Source organism: Grimontia kaedaensis, from assembly GCF_023746615.1.
Lineage (GTDB): Bacteria > Pseudomonadota > Gammaproteobacteria > Enterobacterales > Vibrionaceae > Enterovibrio > Enterovibrio kaedaensis.
Window position 1 is genome coordinate 1,513,860 of the sequence record NZ_CP082275.1, and the last position, 16,847, is coordinate 1,530,706.

The window sequence follows — 16,847 nt, forward strand, 5'->3', positions numbered from 1 at the left end:
GGAGATGGTCGAAGGTACTAGTTATTCAAGTTATCCTTTAGCATCAATAACAAACAAGCTGACCAATGTAATTGTCAGCTTGTTTATACTTCTTTATACCCGTTTGAGGCTACTAATCGATAGGGGAGATAGTGATGGATATTGAGCCATCAGTATGACTTAAAGTTGGAGTAGCAACAGCTTTTATGCCATCAAATGTCCATGTGATAGGTGTCGTATCATGCTTAGCGTCAACCCATTCTCCTCCTTTGTAATACTTCCAAGTACATCCTTCACCTATGCCGAAAGCCTGAGTGTGTTTCTCAAGTTTTACTAGTACCTTGATCTCGTCGTTATCTTTGTCTTTATATCCAAGCTGAATACCAAAGTAACCATGGCCAAGCTCACTTAAAAACCCATCTGATGCTGCGGCTTTCTGCATGCCTGAATTTGCATTCAGAGTTTCAGCTGGTGTGTCTTCCATGTTCCCACCTGAATTCAAAGACCCTAAAGTTTTGTAGTCCCAACGGTCCCATTCGTGGCTTGAATAATTTACATAAGTGACTTCGAAGCTCATTTCTTTTCCTTTAGATTGTTATGCAGCAAGGATTTCGGCAAGCGCGCTGCCGACGATGTCAAGAATGTCGATCAAGGTTTGACCATCTATCGCGCCCTGTACGAACTGAGCTAAGTAGTAAAGTTCGTCAGTTGTTGCGAACAGTTGCTGTACCACATCGGCAGGCACTGCTAAATCTGGTAATTCGAGAATTGCATCTATGCTTTGCCCAAGAAATTCAACGCCTTGCTCCATTGCTGTACTTAGTTGCTGAACATTGAGCGCCTGCTCTTCCAGCGTTGTCCCAACAAACCCATAGAGGACATCAGTATTTGCAATTTGTATCACCCACTGTTCATTATTTAATAGAACAATTTGTAAAACGCCCATTAGCTTTCCTCTGTAACCTTTGCATGATTGATATCGAGTTAGTCTGAACCACTACCCAGAAGCAACGTAAAGCTCTGAAACCTATTCTTTAATACCGGATTTGGCAGCCTACGCATTAGGTATGCCTAACAATCTATACTACACGGTTTGTCATATCTGCATTTTATCTATTGAGGTAATTCTAGTAACTATATGATTCATCACTATTTGGTGTGATTTTCGTGCAAAAGGGTGCCTGAGGGTTTGATGAGGATTTTATTTTCGAGGTGTGTCTATTTAATTGGTTGCATTAGGGGTGTGCTTCTCTGCATCTCTTGCGCTCTTCCTAATAAATGGGGAGCCATAGTTAACATTCTTCTATATTGTGGGATTCAAGTTCTCAACAAAGCAGTGTTCTTGAGCTCACTAACGGTTAAAAAACGAATCTGTCACTTCCTGTGTGTTTAAATATTTAAAGCATGTTCAAGTCACAAGGATGATGGCAATGAGATATTTTCTATACACCTTCCTACTTGTATCAACCATGTCGTTAAGTTCTGGCCCTACACCACCTTTACGCTGTCCGATGACTTTTATTTGGTTATTTTCCACCAGTTAGTGACGTTTGGCAGGCAGGGTGCAAAGGGAATGCGTGTAAAAGGCATACTAACCGGAGTTGGTGGACGGACTAAAGAGTATTGCGGAGGCGCAGGCGTGAATTATAGCGGCTTGCGCAGGTGAGAGCTAGATCGAATAAATCCTTAAGTTTTAAGGGTTTGCTTACACAAATCCCCTAAATAGAATTCTTAAAGGCTGCTGAAGGCTTATGTCGCAACTTTCTGATAAGACTCGTGATCTTTGAAGCTAGGTTTAAATCTATCAATTTGGTCAAAAGGAATCGCTCTCTCAAAGTAAAAACCTTGGATGTACCTCACTCCCATTGTTTTCAACTTTAAGTACTGGATGTCTTTCTCAACCCCTTCAGCCACGCAGTGGAGGCCGAGGTCGTTACACATGGTGAAAATGTTCTTACAAATATGATAACCCTTTTCTGATTCAATATTGTCAATCAGAGACTTATCAACCTTTACCGTATTCATCGGCAGGAAGGTAAGCGTTTCAAATGAGCTGTAGCCAACGCCAAAGTCGTCAAGAGAAATACCAAATCCGTTGTCGTGGAGTCGCATGATATTGGCGATAGAGCTGGGGCTCTTGACAGAATCACGCTCAATAATTTCAAACTCGACATTCAGCCCTTTTAATTCTCTGATAATTAACTCGATGGTTTTGTTATCGGTAAGGGTGTCAGGATGTATGTTGACAGCAACTTTGGGGTTGAATCCTCCGAGACGCCAAATCTGGAAATGTTTTCTTACTTCTTTGCATACCCACAGATCAATGACACTTGCCAAACCTGCAAGTTCTAGAGATTCAAGGAAGAATGGACCCGAGATAGTACCGTCGTCCTTCCTGATCCTGAGTAGGGCTTCGTAGGCACTGCAGCGCTCTTCAATAATGTCTACTTTCGGCTGATAGTGAACTTCGAGCTTATTTGAGCTGATGAATTTGATGATTTTGTCGACTTCTTGATTGGATTTAATGATTTTCGATTCTGCGGCATTGGACTTGATGCCTTCGTTTGACTCCATTAACTCAATCATCTCTAGGTTGTTTTTAAGGTTTTCTAAATGATTAGAAGAAGATTGTGCCAGTGAGTACCGTTTGATAAATGGTGCGTAAATGAGAGTACCAACAACCACGAGAAGGAGTTGCAGCAATAGTGCTCCACCATTCCCGTCAGTCGCGATGAAGGCGTTGATAAATACAGGTGTTATCCAGGAAATCTGATTGTTGACGAAGGAAATATCAAAGAAGTCGACGTAAAAGTAAGCGACCACAATATTGAACATAGGAATAAGAACAAACGGAGCCAGAAGATATTTGTTTAGGACAATGGGCAGGCCATAGATCAGCGTTTCGTTGACGTTAAAGATAGCGAAAGGAAGGGAGATTTTGGAGACCTTATTAATGTGCTTGCTCTTTGAATAAATAAGTGCGGCAAAAATTAACGATAAGCCTGAGCCTGAACCGCCATATATAACAAACACATCATAAAAGGCTTTATAGGAAATATCGTTAATGATGGGGGAAAAGTGGCTTTCACTGGGCGCAATAATCGAGAGGGTGTTAGGCCCATGCACTCCCAAGAACCAAAGGAACTGTGACGCGAGTGTTCTGAGCGTCATAATGGAAAAAAGGTCTAAATCCAGAAAGCCAAAACTGATACTGCTGGCAATGGCTTCCAGTCCTTTAACCATCAGTAAATAGGCCAGAATTGAAACAAAATAGATAAGGATAAATGATTTGAGGTGGAAGAAAACGTGGCTAAGTTGACCGTTTGATAGCTTTAGGTCTTTTTCAAAGCGAGGAATGATGTTGAATAACGCAACGGAAACGATGGGGATGATAAGGACAAAGAATGAGACGCCAGCATCATGAAGTAACCATTGCGACTTGTGGCCATTTATCATGGACTCAATGGTAATGAAAATCGAGAATGATAAAGTGATGATAAATATATTATTGATATTATTGCGTTTTGAGAAATGGAAAGCGATTGAAGTCATCAGTATGACAGGGAAAAAGTCGCTCATGTAACCAATGATTTTGGTCAGTAAAATACTGTTAAGATAGGGGGAGCTGAAATCCGTTAAAATCAGGAGTTGGTTGATAAGCACAATAATGGAAGATAAAACCAAGTAAGGAACTGTGCTGATGAACGATTCTTTAATCGCCATGAAAAATACGTCTCTTCTCAACCTTTTGATGTTGTCCACGCCACTTTCCCCAATCAATTTAGCCAATGATTTTTTTGTTCTGGACGAAATAACGACCAGTTAGCTGGCTAGCGATAGACTTAGCTTTGATTGTGATGTGTCATTATTGAAGTAAATATCGGAATATTTAACGCCATTGAATTAAAAATGAGTCACTTATGTATGTGATATTTACACATATTTTTTGATGATATTTGGAAAGTCAGGCAGAACGTTGACGATAGGGAATGGTTAGAAAAATCAAGGCCAGGGATAAGATAGAAGAGCAAGTGGCAAAATTTTGTCAGGGCCTTCAAAGTGAGAAGAGAAGGATTTGGAAGGCCCCGTCAGTTTTTGAGTTCATCGCGATACAACGGCGATTGTGAAAGTAGCGTAATGCCTCAGTGAACCGTTACTTTAATAAGTGAATCTGGTTCTAACTCAATATAGAAATTACCTTTTTTTAATCCGTCCAAATACTTAACGTAAACTGACCCTTTTACGGGGCATTTTTTGTGGTACTGCAGTTGTATCAGTTCACCGTGTTTGTTCATGCAAATCATACAAAGCTCCTCAACACACTTTTCTAGACTATTTTTCTGCACGCTACCAGTATCCATTCGTTCTTGTTTTGTACCTCTTGTTACTCTACGACGTACTGTTATTCCCTTTGCAACGTATAGGCCAACTTTTATAAGAGGACTCTAAATGATTAAGATATCAATAGGTTAATATTCATCTGTTAACATACTTTCGGGGTGCCTAAGTTTACCGTCTCGTTGCAAAATGATTTTCAGAATGCAATTGCAAAATAGGACCATATGTGTGGTGAATTTCATGAAATTCAGATATTTGCCGAAGTTATAGCAATGCTTGAATTTTCTGACATGAATGAAAAACGCCGTCTTGCTTTATGGCAAAACGGCGTTGAGTAGAACGTTGCTTTTTATCAGAATCGGTAGGTGACACCGACAGAGCCAAAGAACTCGCTTGCGTTATAGAAGTCGATGTTGGAATCAGTATTGTTGTAACCAGCCAGAGTAACGAAAGAGAGCGGATGCACTTCGAAGAAATGTGCGTATTCATAAGCAAGGAACGCGCTGAACTCGCTGTCATTACGGACTTCACCAAATATTGGATGAGACGCATCGTAATCGCGGTAATAGTATTTACCCGTTAATACGATTTTATTGCGACCAGCGAAACTGAAGTAACTCAACTCGCCACCAAAGGTTTGATGAGACATTGCATCGCCGTCTGATTCATTTTTCATATACACAAACGCGGGTGTCACACCCAGACCTTTGCCCAGGAATTGTCGATAACTGAATTTGGAGTAGAAAGTATCACCGCTGCGGTTCAGGCTTTGTTGTTCTGCCGTCGTTAGAGCTTGCGTGCTTCCGCTCAGCTCTTCTTTAATATCGGTCTGAGCATAAGCGAGGTCCAGCGAAAACATGGAGCCGCCAATACGATCGAGTTGCAGTCGGTAAGCATCGCCAGTCTTTTCCGTTTCAGCTCTTGCAGAACCGACAGTGAATGGGTCTTTCCAAACGTCTTCCGCTAGCACGGTAGGAAGATAAGACAACGACACTTTGGTGCCAGAGTCGAGTTGCTGGCGGTACCCCAATTCCAAGGCGATGGTGCCGACAGCGATATCTTCGCGAGAGGTACCAAGGAATATTTGCTTATCCAGCTCTTGGCCAAACGTAAATGACAAGCTACCAAGTGCGCCGGCAATAGAGCTGACTTCTTGCTCGCCTGTTGAATTCAATGGCGCGTTTTTTGTCGCATTACCGTTAGTTGAGAGGTTGGAATCCGTTGAAGTCATACCGGCGATAACCGAGATTTCACCGCTGATGCCCTTTTGGTCTGCAAGTCCGGCGTTAGCAGCGAGCGGGAGAAGTGCAATGGTTGTTAAAAGGGGGCTTGTTATTTTCATTTAGTATTTTGTCCCTGAAAGAATGTGTTCTGATGCATATGTTAACAGAGTGCTTGATACAAAAAACACCTAAAACTCTTTAACTTATCGTCACCTTCGTAGAGGCGCTGTTAGCGTTCGGGATGCGGTATATTTTAGACCAGATTTATTACGGCTTGACGTATTGCAGAGATCATTCGGCGGTATCTGAGCCGTTGATAAGATTCACCAGAACATCAATTTTCGCATTTGAAAGCTGTCGATAATCGAAGTATGGGCAGATAAAAATAGGGAGAGAAGGATGCTTGGCGAATTCATTGTTTAGCCAGACGGACTTCTCGGACAGGCCTAGATTGAGAGCATGCGTGCGACCCGCAATAATATGTATGCCACCCCCTTTTCCTCTTTGTTCCACATCCCACATACCAAAGCAAAGTGCAGTATCACTTTGGTCTTGCAACAGACATTGATCCCTATAGTTTTGCCAGTTTAAAGCGTTATTAGGCCTAAAAATTGACTGGTGTGGAAAAGCGAACAACAGTTTGGCGTAAACATTGAAAACCTTCCGCCATCCATTTCCTCCTAACTCTCCAAGCGATTTGATGTCACCATCAATCAGTGCTTTGAAGCTCCCCTCTGAGGGGGATTCTCCCCATAGTGTTTCAGATGGCGGCGCTTTTTCTATATAGACATTGATACGAGCTTGAGGATGACCGAAGGCATAGTGGTTCACATTTCTTTCCTATTTATTGTTTTGAACAAAATCGATAAAGGCGCGGTCGGCCAAAGAGAGATAGCCATGTTTACGCCAGGCCATCGCGATGTCCAGCGTCACGGGCTCTTCAAAAGGAATAGGAATAAGCCCATGTTCGTGTTCAGTCACCATTTCCAGCAGCGTGGTAATAGCAAAACCGTGCCTGACGATATTGAGGATCATCGCTAATAGGTTGGTTTCGAATGATAGCTGTGGTGAGATTTTATGGGTGGCGCAAATCCGGTCGACAAACTCTCGGTGGAAATATCCTTTTTTGAACATCACCAGTTCCTCATTGAAAAATTCCTGGAAACTGATCGAGCGCCTCTCTGCTAAAGGGTGATCGGTAGATGTTACCGCGACCATTTGCGAGGAAATAAGGTGTGTGGTTTCGAGTGTGGAGGGTACGTCCTGGTTGTGGATGACACCAATGTCCAGTTCTCCATCTAGCAGCATTTGGCGAATGGACTGAGTGCCAGCTTCAACCACACTGAGTTTGAGGTCAGGGTAACGACTTTTGAAGCCCATCAGAATTGATGGGAAAAAGTAAGATCCCAGCATACCTGGCACGCCGACGCGGACTTCACCTTTTTGCAGTCCCCTAAGTTCAGCCATAGCGGTGTTGGCATCTTCTACCTGTTGAAGTACACGTTGTGCATGTGGCAGTAGAATTTCACCTTCATGTGTCAGGTGAACCTGCCGCTCATTGCGATCAAATAGCGGGAGCGCAATGCTATGTTCCAGCTTTTTAATGGCGATACTCAACGCAGGTTGCGCAATGTTTAGTTGTCGCGCAGCACGGGTAAAGTTCTTATGCTCCGCAACACAGACGAAGTAACGTAATTGGCGAATATCCATTTCAAATCCCTTTCCCCATCATCACATCTAGGTATTAATAAAAGATCTTACTCCTATATATTTAATATACTTCTTTTATTAAGAGGGCGTTGCTAAATTCACTGTATATCGAGAGAAAAACAGTGAATAACATCATGATTGAATTACAGACACCCGCCTATAGAAAAGCCGCTTTTGCATTGTCATTTGGGTCTTTTCTTGTGTTCTGTAATCTTTACCTCTTCCAACCATTGCTACCTGTTTTTTCAGGTGCGTTTGAGGTTACAGCGACTAAAGCGAACTGGTTACTAGCATCCTCAACGTTAGGGCTATCTGTCAGCTTAATCCCTTGGGCGGTGATTTCAGAGAAGATTGGAAGAAGGCCAGTGATGCTATTCAGCCTAGTACTCATGCCGCTTGTTGGTGTGGCGTCTCTATTGATTGATTCTTTCTGGGGCTTGGTTGCTATTCGGGGTTTAATGGGAATCACGCTAGCAGGCTATGCGGCGGTTGCTGTGGCCTATATGGCTGATGAGTTTAGCCCAACGGCATTGGTTGTCGCTGTTGGGGGTTACATTAGCGCAAACTCGTTGGGAGGCATTTTTGGTAGGCTTTCCGGCGGTATGATGGCAGACTTTTTTGGCTGGGAAGGGGCAGTTGCTTCCATGGCAATATTCACTGCTTTGGGTATGGTAATGGTGTATTACCTGCTGCCACATCAACGTCAGTTTGTGGCTTCGCAAGATTCTTTCTTCAAGCAGTTTCGTGTTGTTGGTCGCCACATCAAAAATCCAATTCTCTGGATGGCAATGGTCGTTGGGGGAATTAACTTTGCGCTATTCGTCAACATCTACTCTGTGACAACATTTCGTCTGCTTGAAGCGCCATTCAGTTTGCCGGTCGGTGTGGCTTCAGCCATTTTTATCTGCTATCTGGCCGGTACCTTAACGTCTCGATTTAGTGGTCGTTGGGCCAACCGTTACTCGCCAATATCAGGAATGACGTTCGGCACATTGGTGACTTTGATGGGGGTGATGATTGCCAGCATTGAGCACCCCGCAACCGTCATTATTGGTCTCCTCATCGTAAGTGGTGGTGCTTTCTTCACTCATTCCCTGGCTTACGGCTGGGTGAGCCGTCGGGCTACCCAAGGAAAAGCGACAGCTACGGCTCTGTATTTGGTTCATTACTATGTCGGCGGCAGTTTAGGCGGTTTTTATCTGATTGGATGTTGGGAAATGGGCGGTTGGCATGCCGTCACCTTGGGTGCTATGTCTTTAGCTGCCGCGAACATTGTGTTGATTCAATTATTGGGTGCTAAAAACAAAAAGGTTCCTGTTGAGGAACCTTGTTAATGCGTCACAGTATTTTTGAGTTAATTGACTAGCTCCAGCCAAGGGCGCTTCTGACCATCTTCAACCAGATCTTCTTCCTGATCATAAGTGCTGCTCTGGTCGCGGCCCCCATTTTTCGCCTTAAACAGGGCTTGGTCAGCTTGTTCAAGTATCAGCGAAAGATCATCGCTCTTACAAAGACTGGTGCTGATGCCAATAGAGGTGGTCACTTTAAGTGGCTCTGACACTCCTTCTACCTCTATGCCCATATCACGAACACGGGTCATGATGCGGTCAGCCACCAGTTGCGCGTTGTTGGCGCTGCATCGCGGTAAAAACAGAATAAACTCCTCACCGCCAAATCGGCCAAAAATATCACTCTTACGCTGTGTTTCCTGCACGGCTTGAGTAAAAGCCTGAAGCACGATATCCCCGGCATGATGACCGTACCTGTCGTTTACTCGCTTGAATCTATCGAGATCCATCAATAAGACGGAATAAGGGCGGGATTTGGTTCGGGTGTTCTCGAAATCTCGCTTGGCAAGTGTCAGTAGCATTCGGCGGTTATAAACCCCAGTGAGTGGGTCTAACGTGGCGTGGCGGTAGAGTCGCAGCATCATGTGTAGCTTGGATGTTTGTGCCCAAATCACGAGGAAGCCAACGACGGTTTGTAGCCAGTAAAGTGCAATAGTGTCGAAAGACAACAGCGCGCCACTTTGAGTGTCGACATAAATTTGGGACGCGGCGATGATTAGCATGACACAGACGGATTCTTTCACTGTAAGTGGCAGAATGGTCAAGATAACCACATATACGAAGGGAAGCAGGTTGTAGCAGTAGCTGAACGCATCAATATTATGTGGGTAGCCAAGCTGGTGATTGCTCAACATGTAGAACATGTTGAGACTAACGACCAGCGCGAACATAGCGTTCCTGCATGCATTGAGCGTGCTGCGTTGACTTGTTGTCCAGCCAACAAATAGCAGGACAGCACAAAGTTTCAGGCGGAGTATCGCGAGCGTGGTAACTGACTCATCAAGAAGCAGTGCATCAACAGGGATCCACAGTGCACACAACGCTGCCCAAATGTAGCAAAGCGCTACAATGCGCGTGCGTAAATAGGTTGCACGAGTAGTATTGAATGCAGCAGCATGCGAGCGAGCTGTAAGCAACTCGCCGAGCTGGGTTTTGTACTGTGATAAGGACAGTTCCATATCCCGCACGTATCATCCTGTCTGATAAAGTTGTCGTTTCGCCTGTTTTTTAGGCGGTCAAAAGGTAATATTTTGAACCGTGTTCACAATTGTAACTATGTTATAAAAACAGTTACATATAGTTGCGACTGAATGCAAAATAATCATTACGTTCTGTGATCGTCTCAATGTTGTTACACACAAAAGATGTGGTTTTATACCGAAACAATCTGAAAACTCTTGACTCATAACGTTTGGGTATAAATCGACCTAAAGGTATATAATCTGCGTTCATTTGATTTGGGTGATAAAAGATGTACGAAATTTTTAGCGCCGTAATACTTACCGGTGTTTTAGGAGCGCAAGCAGTTCTGGCCTTGGTTCTGCTGAAAGGGGATATTTGTCCTGGGCAGCGCGGACGTTTGCACAAAGCTTTCTGGTTTTTGGTCGCTGGCTGGGCGGTGACAATTCCTTTCTCGCCATTTTCAGCGCTGCCTTTTATTACTCTCGGCATTTTTTCTCTGCGCTCCAAGTCAGGCAAAACCCGTCAATCGGGCCCGGTTCCGCTGTTACATTTATCGAATGGATTTGGCGTTTTGGCGTTGCTGATGTCCGGTGTTGGGCAAGGTTTGTTGCCAACCTTACTGATGCTCTCGCAAGTTCTGTTGGTAGGTGCAATCACCGCACATTGCCTTCTGGTTAGAGCACGCTCTCGCCTTCAGGCGTTTCACCGTATTCTGCCAGTGATTGGCGTTGTTGCAGCGATGCTGACAGCGGTAACATTGGCTGTAGGCAGTATGATGCTAGAACCAGATGCGGCAAATGCGTTGGTGAATTCAGTGCTGATGAGTCTTGGTTTGGCTTTGGCGGGTGTGGTGGTCTGGGCCTCCCACTTGCTTCGTCAGACAGCGCCCCATATTGCGCAGCTTTGCGTGTCTTTGATAGTGATTGGTTGCGCTTCTGGTGTGGCATTGTCAACAATGATCTAACCGGCTGTAAGCTGTCTCAGCAACAATAAAAAGGCACGTGAAGTGCCTTTTTTGTTGCCTGATTCGTACTGGCAATGTAGCAATCGAACTATGCTTTACTCATGTCCCCACGTGTAGGATTGCCGTCATGGAAATACACAACCTTGATCATCTCGATAGCGCCATTATGTATGGCATCGTCAATGAAAAGCTGCGCCTTGAGTGCTCTTCACTGGATGACTTAGCGTCTCAGTTCGACCTCGATTTACAAGAATTCCAAGCGAAAATTGATGCCATGGGTTGCTATTACGATCCTCTGGTGAATCAACTTCGCCAGAAATAGTCCATAGGGTCTGCTGATCTTTGGTGGTTAAATTTTGTTCTAGCCCTAAAACTATACGCGCTTGATCCCTTCCAAGTGCGTATGGCATTGGTTCCGAGCTGTTGAAAAGAATGCCTTAAGGTAAGGACGTTGCGCTTCTTGGTTTCTAACGGCGGCAAACAAACGTCTCCATAACCCTTTACCTAATGGTCTGTCTACTACCAAACCTTGTCGCGAGAATTCACTGATCGCCCAGTTGGGGAGTGCGGCCACACCAAGCCCTGCCGTGACCATTTGAATCAGCATCAGCGTATTGTCCGCCGATTTGAAGTTGGCAGGTTCTATCCCCGCTGGCTGCAGGAAGTGCCTAATTACATCCATTCTTTGGCGCTGAACGGGATAGGTAAGCAAGGTTTCATTGGCCAAATCTTCTGGTTCAATGCGCTTTTTCTTTGCAAGCGGGTGAGTGTCTGCCAGCACAAGCCGCATCTCGAAATCAAAGAGGGCTTCGTAGTGAATTTCACTGCGCGGCGCAATGTCTGACGTGATCACCAAATCTAGTTCTCCGCCAGCAAGTGCTGGCAAAGGCTCAAAGCCGAATCCTGATGAGAAATCGAGCGTCACCAGAGGCCAGCTGATTTTGTATTCCTTAAGCGCGGGCATCAGCCATTGGAAACAAGAGTGACACTCAATGGCCATGTGCAGGCGTCCTTGCGCATCTTCCTTCAAAGCGGCCAACTCAGTTTCTGCCTGAGCGAGTCTCGGCAGAACATCATCTGCCAGTTTCAGCAGTACCTGGCCTTCTGCGGTAAAGCGCACAGGGCGGGTTTTACGCAGAAACAGAGGCGCGCCGATACGCTGCTCTAAGTCTTTGAGCTGATGACTCAATGCGGATTGAGTCAGACACAATTGCGTGGCGGTTGAGGTCAGAGAACCTGTATCTCTCAGTACAGCCAGCGTACGTAAGTGTTTCACTTCTAGCATGAATTTTTCTCAATATCCGTTTGAGTCATTTGAGTTTGTTTTATGCACTCTAATGAATCAATGTGGACATGTAAACATCTGGACGGCTAAAAATGAGGAAAGAGTCATGACCACAACGCATATTCTTGGTTACCCTCGCATCGGTAACAAACGCGAACTGAAATTTGCACTCGAACAATACTGGCAAGGTGAGATCTCTCAACAAGGATTGCTTGATGTGGGTGCGACAATTCGTCATCACAATTGGCAGGTACAAAAAGACGCAGGGCTGTCGTTTGTCACTGTCGGTGATTTCGCTTGGTACGATCAGGTTCTTCAAACCAGTTTGACGTTGGGACACATTCCTAATCGCCACCGCAACGGCCACCCTGATTTAGATACCTTGTTCCGCATTGCCAGGGGCAAAGCGCCAACCGGTTGCAGTTGTGCCGCGTCAGATATGACGAAATGGTTCAACACCAATTACCACTACATTGTTCCTGAATTCACCAAAGAGGATCAATTCAACCTGAGCTGGAATCAAATCTTCGATGAAGTCAACGAAGCACAGAAGTCGGGTCACAGTGTTAAACCCGTGATTCTTGGCCCGCTCTCTTATTTGTATTTGGGTAAAGAGAAAGAAGAGGGGTTCAACCGCTTGGATCTGCTACCTCGATTATTGTCTGTGTATCAGCAAATCTTTGCCAAATTCAAAGCACAAGGTGTGGAGTGGGTGCAGATTGATGAACCTATTCTGGCGCTTGAATTACCAGAAGCTTGGCGAAAAGCTTACAAGCTCGCTTATCAAGTGATTGCAGGCGATGTGAAACTGCTGCTGACAACCTACTTTGAATCAGTGGAGCAACAACTCGACATCATTTCTCAATTGCAAGTGAACGGCTTGCACATCGACTTGAGCGTGGCTCCACAACAGCTTGATGCTGTGCTCAACTCTGTTCCCCGGAATTGGATTGTTTCCTTAGGCGCCATCAACGGCCGTAATGTTTGGAGAGCCAACCTGAACACCTGGATTAAAACACTGACTCCGGCAATCGAAAAATTGGGGGACCGTGCTTGGCTTTCAACCAGTTGTTCGTTGCTGCATACACCTGTGGATTTGGAGCAGGAAACCGACCTGGAGCCAGAAGTTGAATCCTGGCTCGCCTTTGCCAAACAGAAAACTGGCGAAGTCGTGTTACTTGCGGAAGCGCTGAGCGGTAACGAAACGGCTATCACGAAATGTGCTGAATACAGCGCTACGATTGAAGCCCGTGCGACCAGTACCCGAGTGAACAAGCCAGAAGTTCAGTCGAGAGTGAATGCGATTACAGACGCTTTGGCGAAGCGCGATGTGGACTACGGCCAGCGTGCAGAAGCGCAGAGAGCGACGCTGAAACTACCATTATTCCCAACGACAACTATTGGCTCCTTCCCGCAGACTGGAGAAATCCGCCAGCAGCGCCGTGCTCACAAGGCTGGAAATCTTACCGATGCAGGTTACAAGTCAGCAATGCAAGGACACATAAAAGATGCCATCAAACGTCAAGAGAAGCTGGGGCTCGATGTACTGGTTCACGGCGAGCCGGAACGAAATGACATGGTGGAATACTTTGCCGAGAATCTGGATGGTTTTGCAGTAACCCGATTTGGGTGGGTACAAAGTTATGGGTCGCGTTGCGTGAAACCTGCATTGATTGTTGGGGATATTTCCCGCGAATCACCCATTACTGTTGAGTGGGCGACTTATGCGCAGTCGCTGTCAGAAAAGCCAGTCAAAGGTATGCTGACGGGGCCGGTGACAATTTTGGGTTGGACTTTCCCTCGTGAAGACCTTTCGCGCCAACAAATCGCTGAGCAAATCGCGCTGGCGTTGCGTGATGAAGTCGCAGACCTTCAGGATGCGGGCATCAAGATCATCCAGATTGACGAACCTGCTATTCGAGAGGGCATGCCGCTGAAAGCGAGCGATTGGAAAGCTTATCTGGAATGGGCGGTAAATGCCTTTAAGATCTCAGCGGCAAGTGCAGTGGCTGACACTCAAATCCATACCCACATGTGTTACAGCGAGTTTAATGACATTATCGATTCGGTTGCAGCACTGGATGCCGATGTCATTACCATCGAAACCTCGCGTTCTGACATGGAGCTGTTGCAAGCTTTTGAAGAGTTTTCGTACCCGAATGAAATTGGCCCGGGTGTCTATGATATCCACTCACCAAACATTCCGTCGGTAGAAAGTATTGTTGGACTGCTGGAAAAGGCACGTAAAACAATTCCTGACCAGCGTTTGTGGGTGAATCCAGATTGTGGCCTGAAAACCCGTAACTGGACTGAAGTGGAATCAGCACTGGCTAACTTGGTGGAAGCGGCGAAAACATTGCGCTCTGCTACACAGTAGAAAAGTTTACGGAACGTTAACAAAATGCTCGGGTCTTTTTAAAGGTCTGGGCATTATTGTATTTCAACGTGTGGTTATTCTGTATTGATTGCCCAATGCTGGCGGGATCTAAGATTATGTTCAACAATTAGTTAACATCTTGAAAAGGACGATGAAGGGATGGCGAAGCGGGTTTTATATTCAACGATACTTACAGTCTTTGTGGGGCTGTTTTTTTCGTTCCTTGCCGCTATGTCACTTTATCAGTCTGAACAGCAGTCGATTGAACATGAAATCCAGAAGGACGTAGAGAATGCCGCGCTATCTCTTGGGCGCGAGCTGAACATCGGTATCGAGCTTATGTATGCCCTCAGAAATCAACTTGTGATGGATGAAGGCATTAACGAAGAGTCCTTTGTCGAGCTCTCCCAAGCTGTGATGGACAGACACCCCAACATCCATGCGATGGAGTGGGCGGAAGTGGTCAGTGAAATCGATCGTGAATTATACGAAGCTGAAGCGGCACTGGAGTTCGCGCTGTTTGAAATCGTCGAGGTGAATGAGGAAGGGAACCTTGTTTCTGCCGCTTCCCGTAATCGCTATTTTCCTGTTCGATATATCCATCCGTATGAGCAAAATCAAAATGTCTTGGGCTTTGATCTTGCTTCCCGTCCTTCGATGAAAGACGCGCTTGAAATGAGTTGGTATCGAGGGGTACCGATAGCGACTCCAGCCATCCGTCTAAAGCGTGAATTCGAGGATCACAGTGGATTCTTGATGCTACTACCGGTTTTTTTCGGCGATCCGGAAACGGATGCGGACAGGGAGGATGCACTTCGCGGCTTCTTGGTGGCATTGTTTGATGTTTCCGATATTTTTGACCTTGCTATCAACAATACCGTGAAAGAGTCGATCAATCTTGAATTGGTGGATAAAGGGCTCTCGGAACAAAGCGATATCATTTACTCCAATGTCGTGGACTTGGGCCAGCCGCCTGTAGAAACACTCACTTACGGATCTGAGCCGATTTTCTTTGCAGGTCGTGAATGGCTGCTACGTGGCACGCCATCGGCTGCTTATGTCCATTCCAGAATGAGCATTTTCCCGCACCTGATATTCTTTATCGGCGTACTGATCTTCTCATTACTTGCCTATCTACTTTATATGCTTCAGCACCGCGCACTGACGATTCAAAAGCGTGTGGATGAGAAAACCCGGGAGCTTCGCGAGGCCAACAAGAAACTGGAAAAGCTCTCTAAGAGTGATGGACTGACGGGTTACTACAACCGCGAGTACTTTGAGCAGAGTGTCCAAGCGGAAGTGCGTCGTACACAGCGCGACAGCCTCTACATCAGCCTGATGATCATCGAAATCGACAATATGTCGACGTACAACGTCAAACATGGTCGTGTGGCCGGGGACAAAGCGATTCGCCTTATAGGTTCTGCTATTGCAGATACCATGAAGCGTCCTGGTGACTTGCTGGCGCGTTACAGTGGGGAAACTTTCGCGGTGCTGCTGCCAAACACCAAAGACGGTGCGCCCATGGCTGAAGCGTGCATAGAAGCAGTGAAATTGTTAAGACTGCCATTCGACAAAGAAGTGGGATCAGAGATTATTTCTATCTCGATTGGTGGTGTGACTGTACATGAGGCAAAATCACTGGAAGCTTCTAAGGTGTTGGCTTACGGTGAGGTTGCGCTTGGCAAGGCTGTGGCAGAAGGAAGAGGAACCTTCAGTTGGGTCTATATGCCTGAAATCATACAGCCTCCCGGAGGAGGCTGTTAGAAACATCTGGATTTAGATCAGGTGTTCGAATCACTTCGTGTTTGGAATTAGTTTACCCAGTCACGAAGTTGGAACGTCAGTACGTGATCGCTGTTTTCCAGAACCAGAGTTTGCTTAGTCAGGGTCACGTCACTCCAATCACCCAACACTTTAGTCATAACACCTTCCAGCTTCATCGCAGGCTCGGGACACGCCATCATGGTGCTAGCCATCTTATCGATGCGGAACTTATCACCTTTCAGCTCGCCTTGACCAAAGTAGCGGTTACAACCACCGTGGCCGTTTGCTGTGAATGACTCACCAATTTCAAGACTCGGTGCTGCAAAACCTTCTGGCAGATTCAGTGGTTGACCATCAACGCTTTCCAAAACCCAGTTGTGGTGTTGCATGTTAGCTTTAGACACTTCCATTGCGTCACCTTTGCCTGAAGTGCTGGTTGCACAGCCTGCCAGAATTGCAGGAGCGACCAGCATTGCGATTGCCATCTTTTTCATTATTAACTCCAGATTAATCTCTGAGTGTTTCTACATTTCGTCACGTAGAGACAGCGCCTGATTGGCTTGGTTCAATATTTTGACCCCATGATTATTATGAATCTTAATCGCTTAGCAAGTCAGAAATCTGTCAAATTGGTATTAAATTGCGGAACTTGGACAGGGTTTGTTCGTTTTAA

The 16,847-nt window shown here is 45.6% G+C and carries 14 protein-coding genes; 5 read left to right on the forward strand and 9 right to left on the reverse strand.

The features are described from left to right. Positions 1-112: 112 nt before the first annotated feature. From K6Q96_RS07095 to K6Q96_RS07120, 6 genes are all read right to left on the reverse strand, one after another. Complete coding sequence (locus K6Q96_RS07095) at positions 113-556, reverse strand: hypothetical protein (protein WP_251879024.1); 444 nt, start codon at positions 554-556, stop codon at positions 113-115. A gap of 18 nt (positions 557-574) precedes the next feature. Then, entirely contained in the window at positions 575-925 is a 351-nt protein-coding gene (locus K6Q96_RS07100; protein ID WP_251879026.1) for a hypothetical protein, read from the reverse strand. Between the two features lie 803 nt (positions 926-1,728). Then, positions 1,729-3,702 (reverse strand): EAL domain-containing protein, encoded by a 1,974-nt coding sequence (locus K6Q96_RS07105; protein WP_251879028.1) that lies wholly within the window; start codon positions 3,700-3,702, stop codon positions 1,729-1,731. A 967-nt stretch (positions 3,703-4,669) separates the two neighbouring features. After that, positions 4,670-5,659, reverse strand: a complete 990-nt coding sequence (locus K6Q96_RS07110) for a DUF2860 family protein (RefSeq protein WP_251879030.1) — start codon at positions 5,657-5,659, stop codon at positions 4,670-4,672. A 172-nt stretch (positions 5,660-5,831) separates the two neighbouring features. Further along, positions 5,832-6,371: a DUF6942 family protein gene (locus K6Q96_RS07115; protein ID WP_251879032.1), complete on the reverse strand. Its 540-nt coding sequence runs from the start codon at positions 6,369-6,371 to the stop codon at positions 5,832-5,834. A gap of 9 nt (positions 6,372-6,380) precedes the next feature. Continuing rightward, positions 6,381-7,250, reverse strand: coding sequence for a LysR family transcriptional regulator (locus K6Q96_RS07120; protein WP_251879034.1), 870 nt, complete (start codon positions 7,248-7,250; stop codon positions 6,381-6,383). A 134-nt stretch (positions 7,251-7,384) separates the two neighbouring features. Here K6Q96_RS07120 and K6Q96_RS07125 point away from each other — a divergent pair, with 134 nt between their 5' ends. Further along, the gene (locus tag K6Q96_RS07125; protein WP_251879036.1) at positions 7,385-8,584 is read left to right on the forward strand and encodes an MFS transporter; all 1,200 of its coding nucleotides are present in this window, start codon (positions 7,385-7,387) and stop codon (positions 8,582-8,584) included. A gap of 20 nt (positions 8,585-8,604) precedes the next feature. Here K6Q96_RS07125 and K6Q96_RS07130 read toward each other — a convergent pair whose 3' ends face one another. Beyond that, the gene (locus tag K6Q96_RS07130) at positions 8,605-9,777 is read right to left on the reverse strand and encodes a GGDEF domain-containing protein (protein WP_251879038.1); all 1,173 of its coding nucleotides are present in this window, start codon (positions 9,775-9,777) and stop codon (positions 8,605-8,607) included. Positions 9,778-10,070: 293 nt separating this feature from the next. Between K6Q96_RS07130 and K6Q96_RS07135 the strand changes: the two genes are divergently transcribed. Together K6Q96_RS07135 and K6Q96_RS07140 are read left to right on the forward strand one after the other, a co-directional pair. Next, positions 10,071-10,745, forward strand: a complete 675-nt coding sequence (locus tag K6Q96_RS07135) for an HI_1241 family integral membrane domain (protein ID WP_251879040.1) — start codon at positions 10,071-10,073, stop codon at positions 10,743-10,745. A 127-nt stretch (positions 10,746-10,872) separates the two neighbouring features. Further along, on the forward strand, positions 10,873-11,067 hold the full coding sequence (locus tag K6Q96_RS07140; protein WP_002535009.1) for a DUF4250 domain-containing protein: 195 nt from the start codon (positions 10,873-10,875) through the stop codon (positions 11,065-11,067). Between the two features lie 51 nt (positions 11,068-11,118). Here the strand turns inward: K6Q96_RS07140 and metR are convergent, their stop codons facing one another. Further along, a complete protein-coding gene (metR, locus tag K6Q96_RS07145; protein WP_251879042.1) occupies positions 11,119-12,030 on the reverse strand; it encodes an HTH-type transcriptional regulator MetR in 912 nt (303 codons plus the stop codon). Between the two features lie 106 nt (positions 12,031-12,136). On the opposite strand from metR, the gene metE reads away from it, so the two are divergent. Continuing rightward, positions 12,137-14,407, forward strand: a complete 2,271-nt coding sequence (gene metE / locus K6Q96_RS07150) for a 5-methyltetrahydropteroyltriglutamate--homocysteine S-methyltransferase (protein ID WP_251879044.1) — start codon at positions 12,137-12,139, stop codon at positions 14,405-14,407. A gap of 159 nt (positions 14,408-14,566) precedes the next feature. After that, the gene (locus tag K6Q96_RS07155) at positions 14,567-16,174 is read left to right on the forward strand and encodes a CHASE domain-containing protein (protein ID WP_251879046.1); all 1,608 of its coding nucleotides are present in this window, start codon (positions 14,567-14,569) and stop codon (positions 16,172-16,174) included. 47 nt (positions 16,175-16,221) lie between these two features. On the opposite strand, the gene K6Q96_RS07160 is transcribed toward K6Q96_RS07155, so the two are convergent. Then, positions 16,222-16,668, reverse strand: coding sequence for an META domain-containing protein (locus K6Q96_RS07160; RefSeq protein ID WP_251879048.1), 447 nt, complete (start codon positions 16,666-16,668; stop codon positions 16,222-16,224). Positions 16,669-16,847 lie beyond the last annotated feature (179 nt).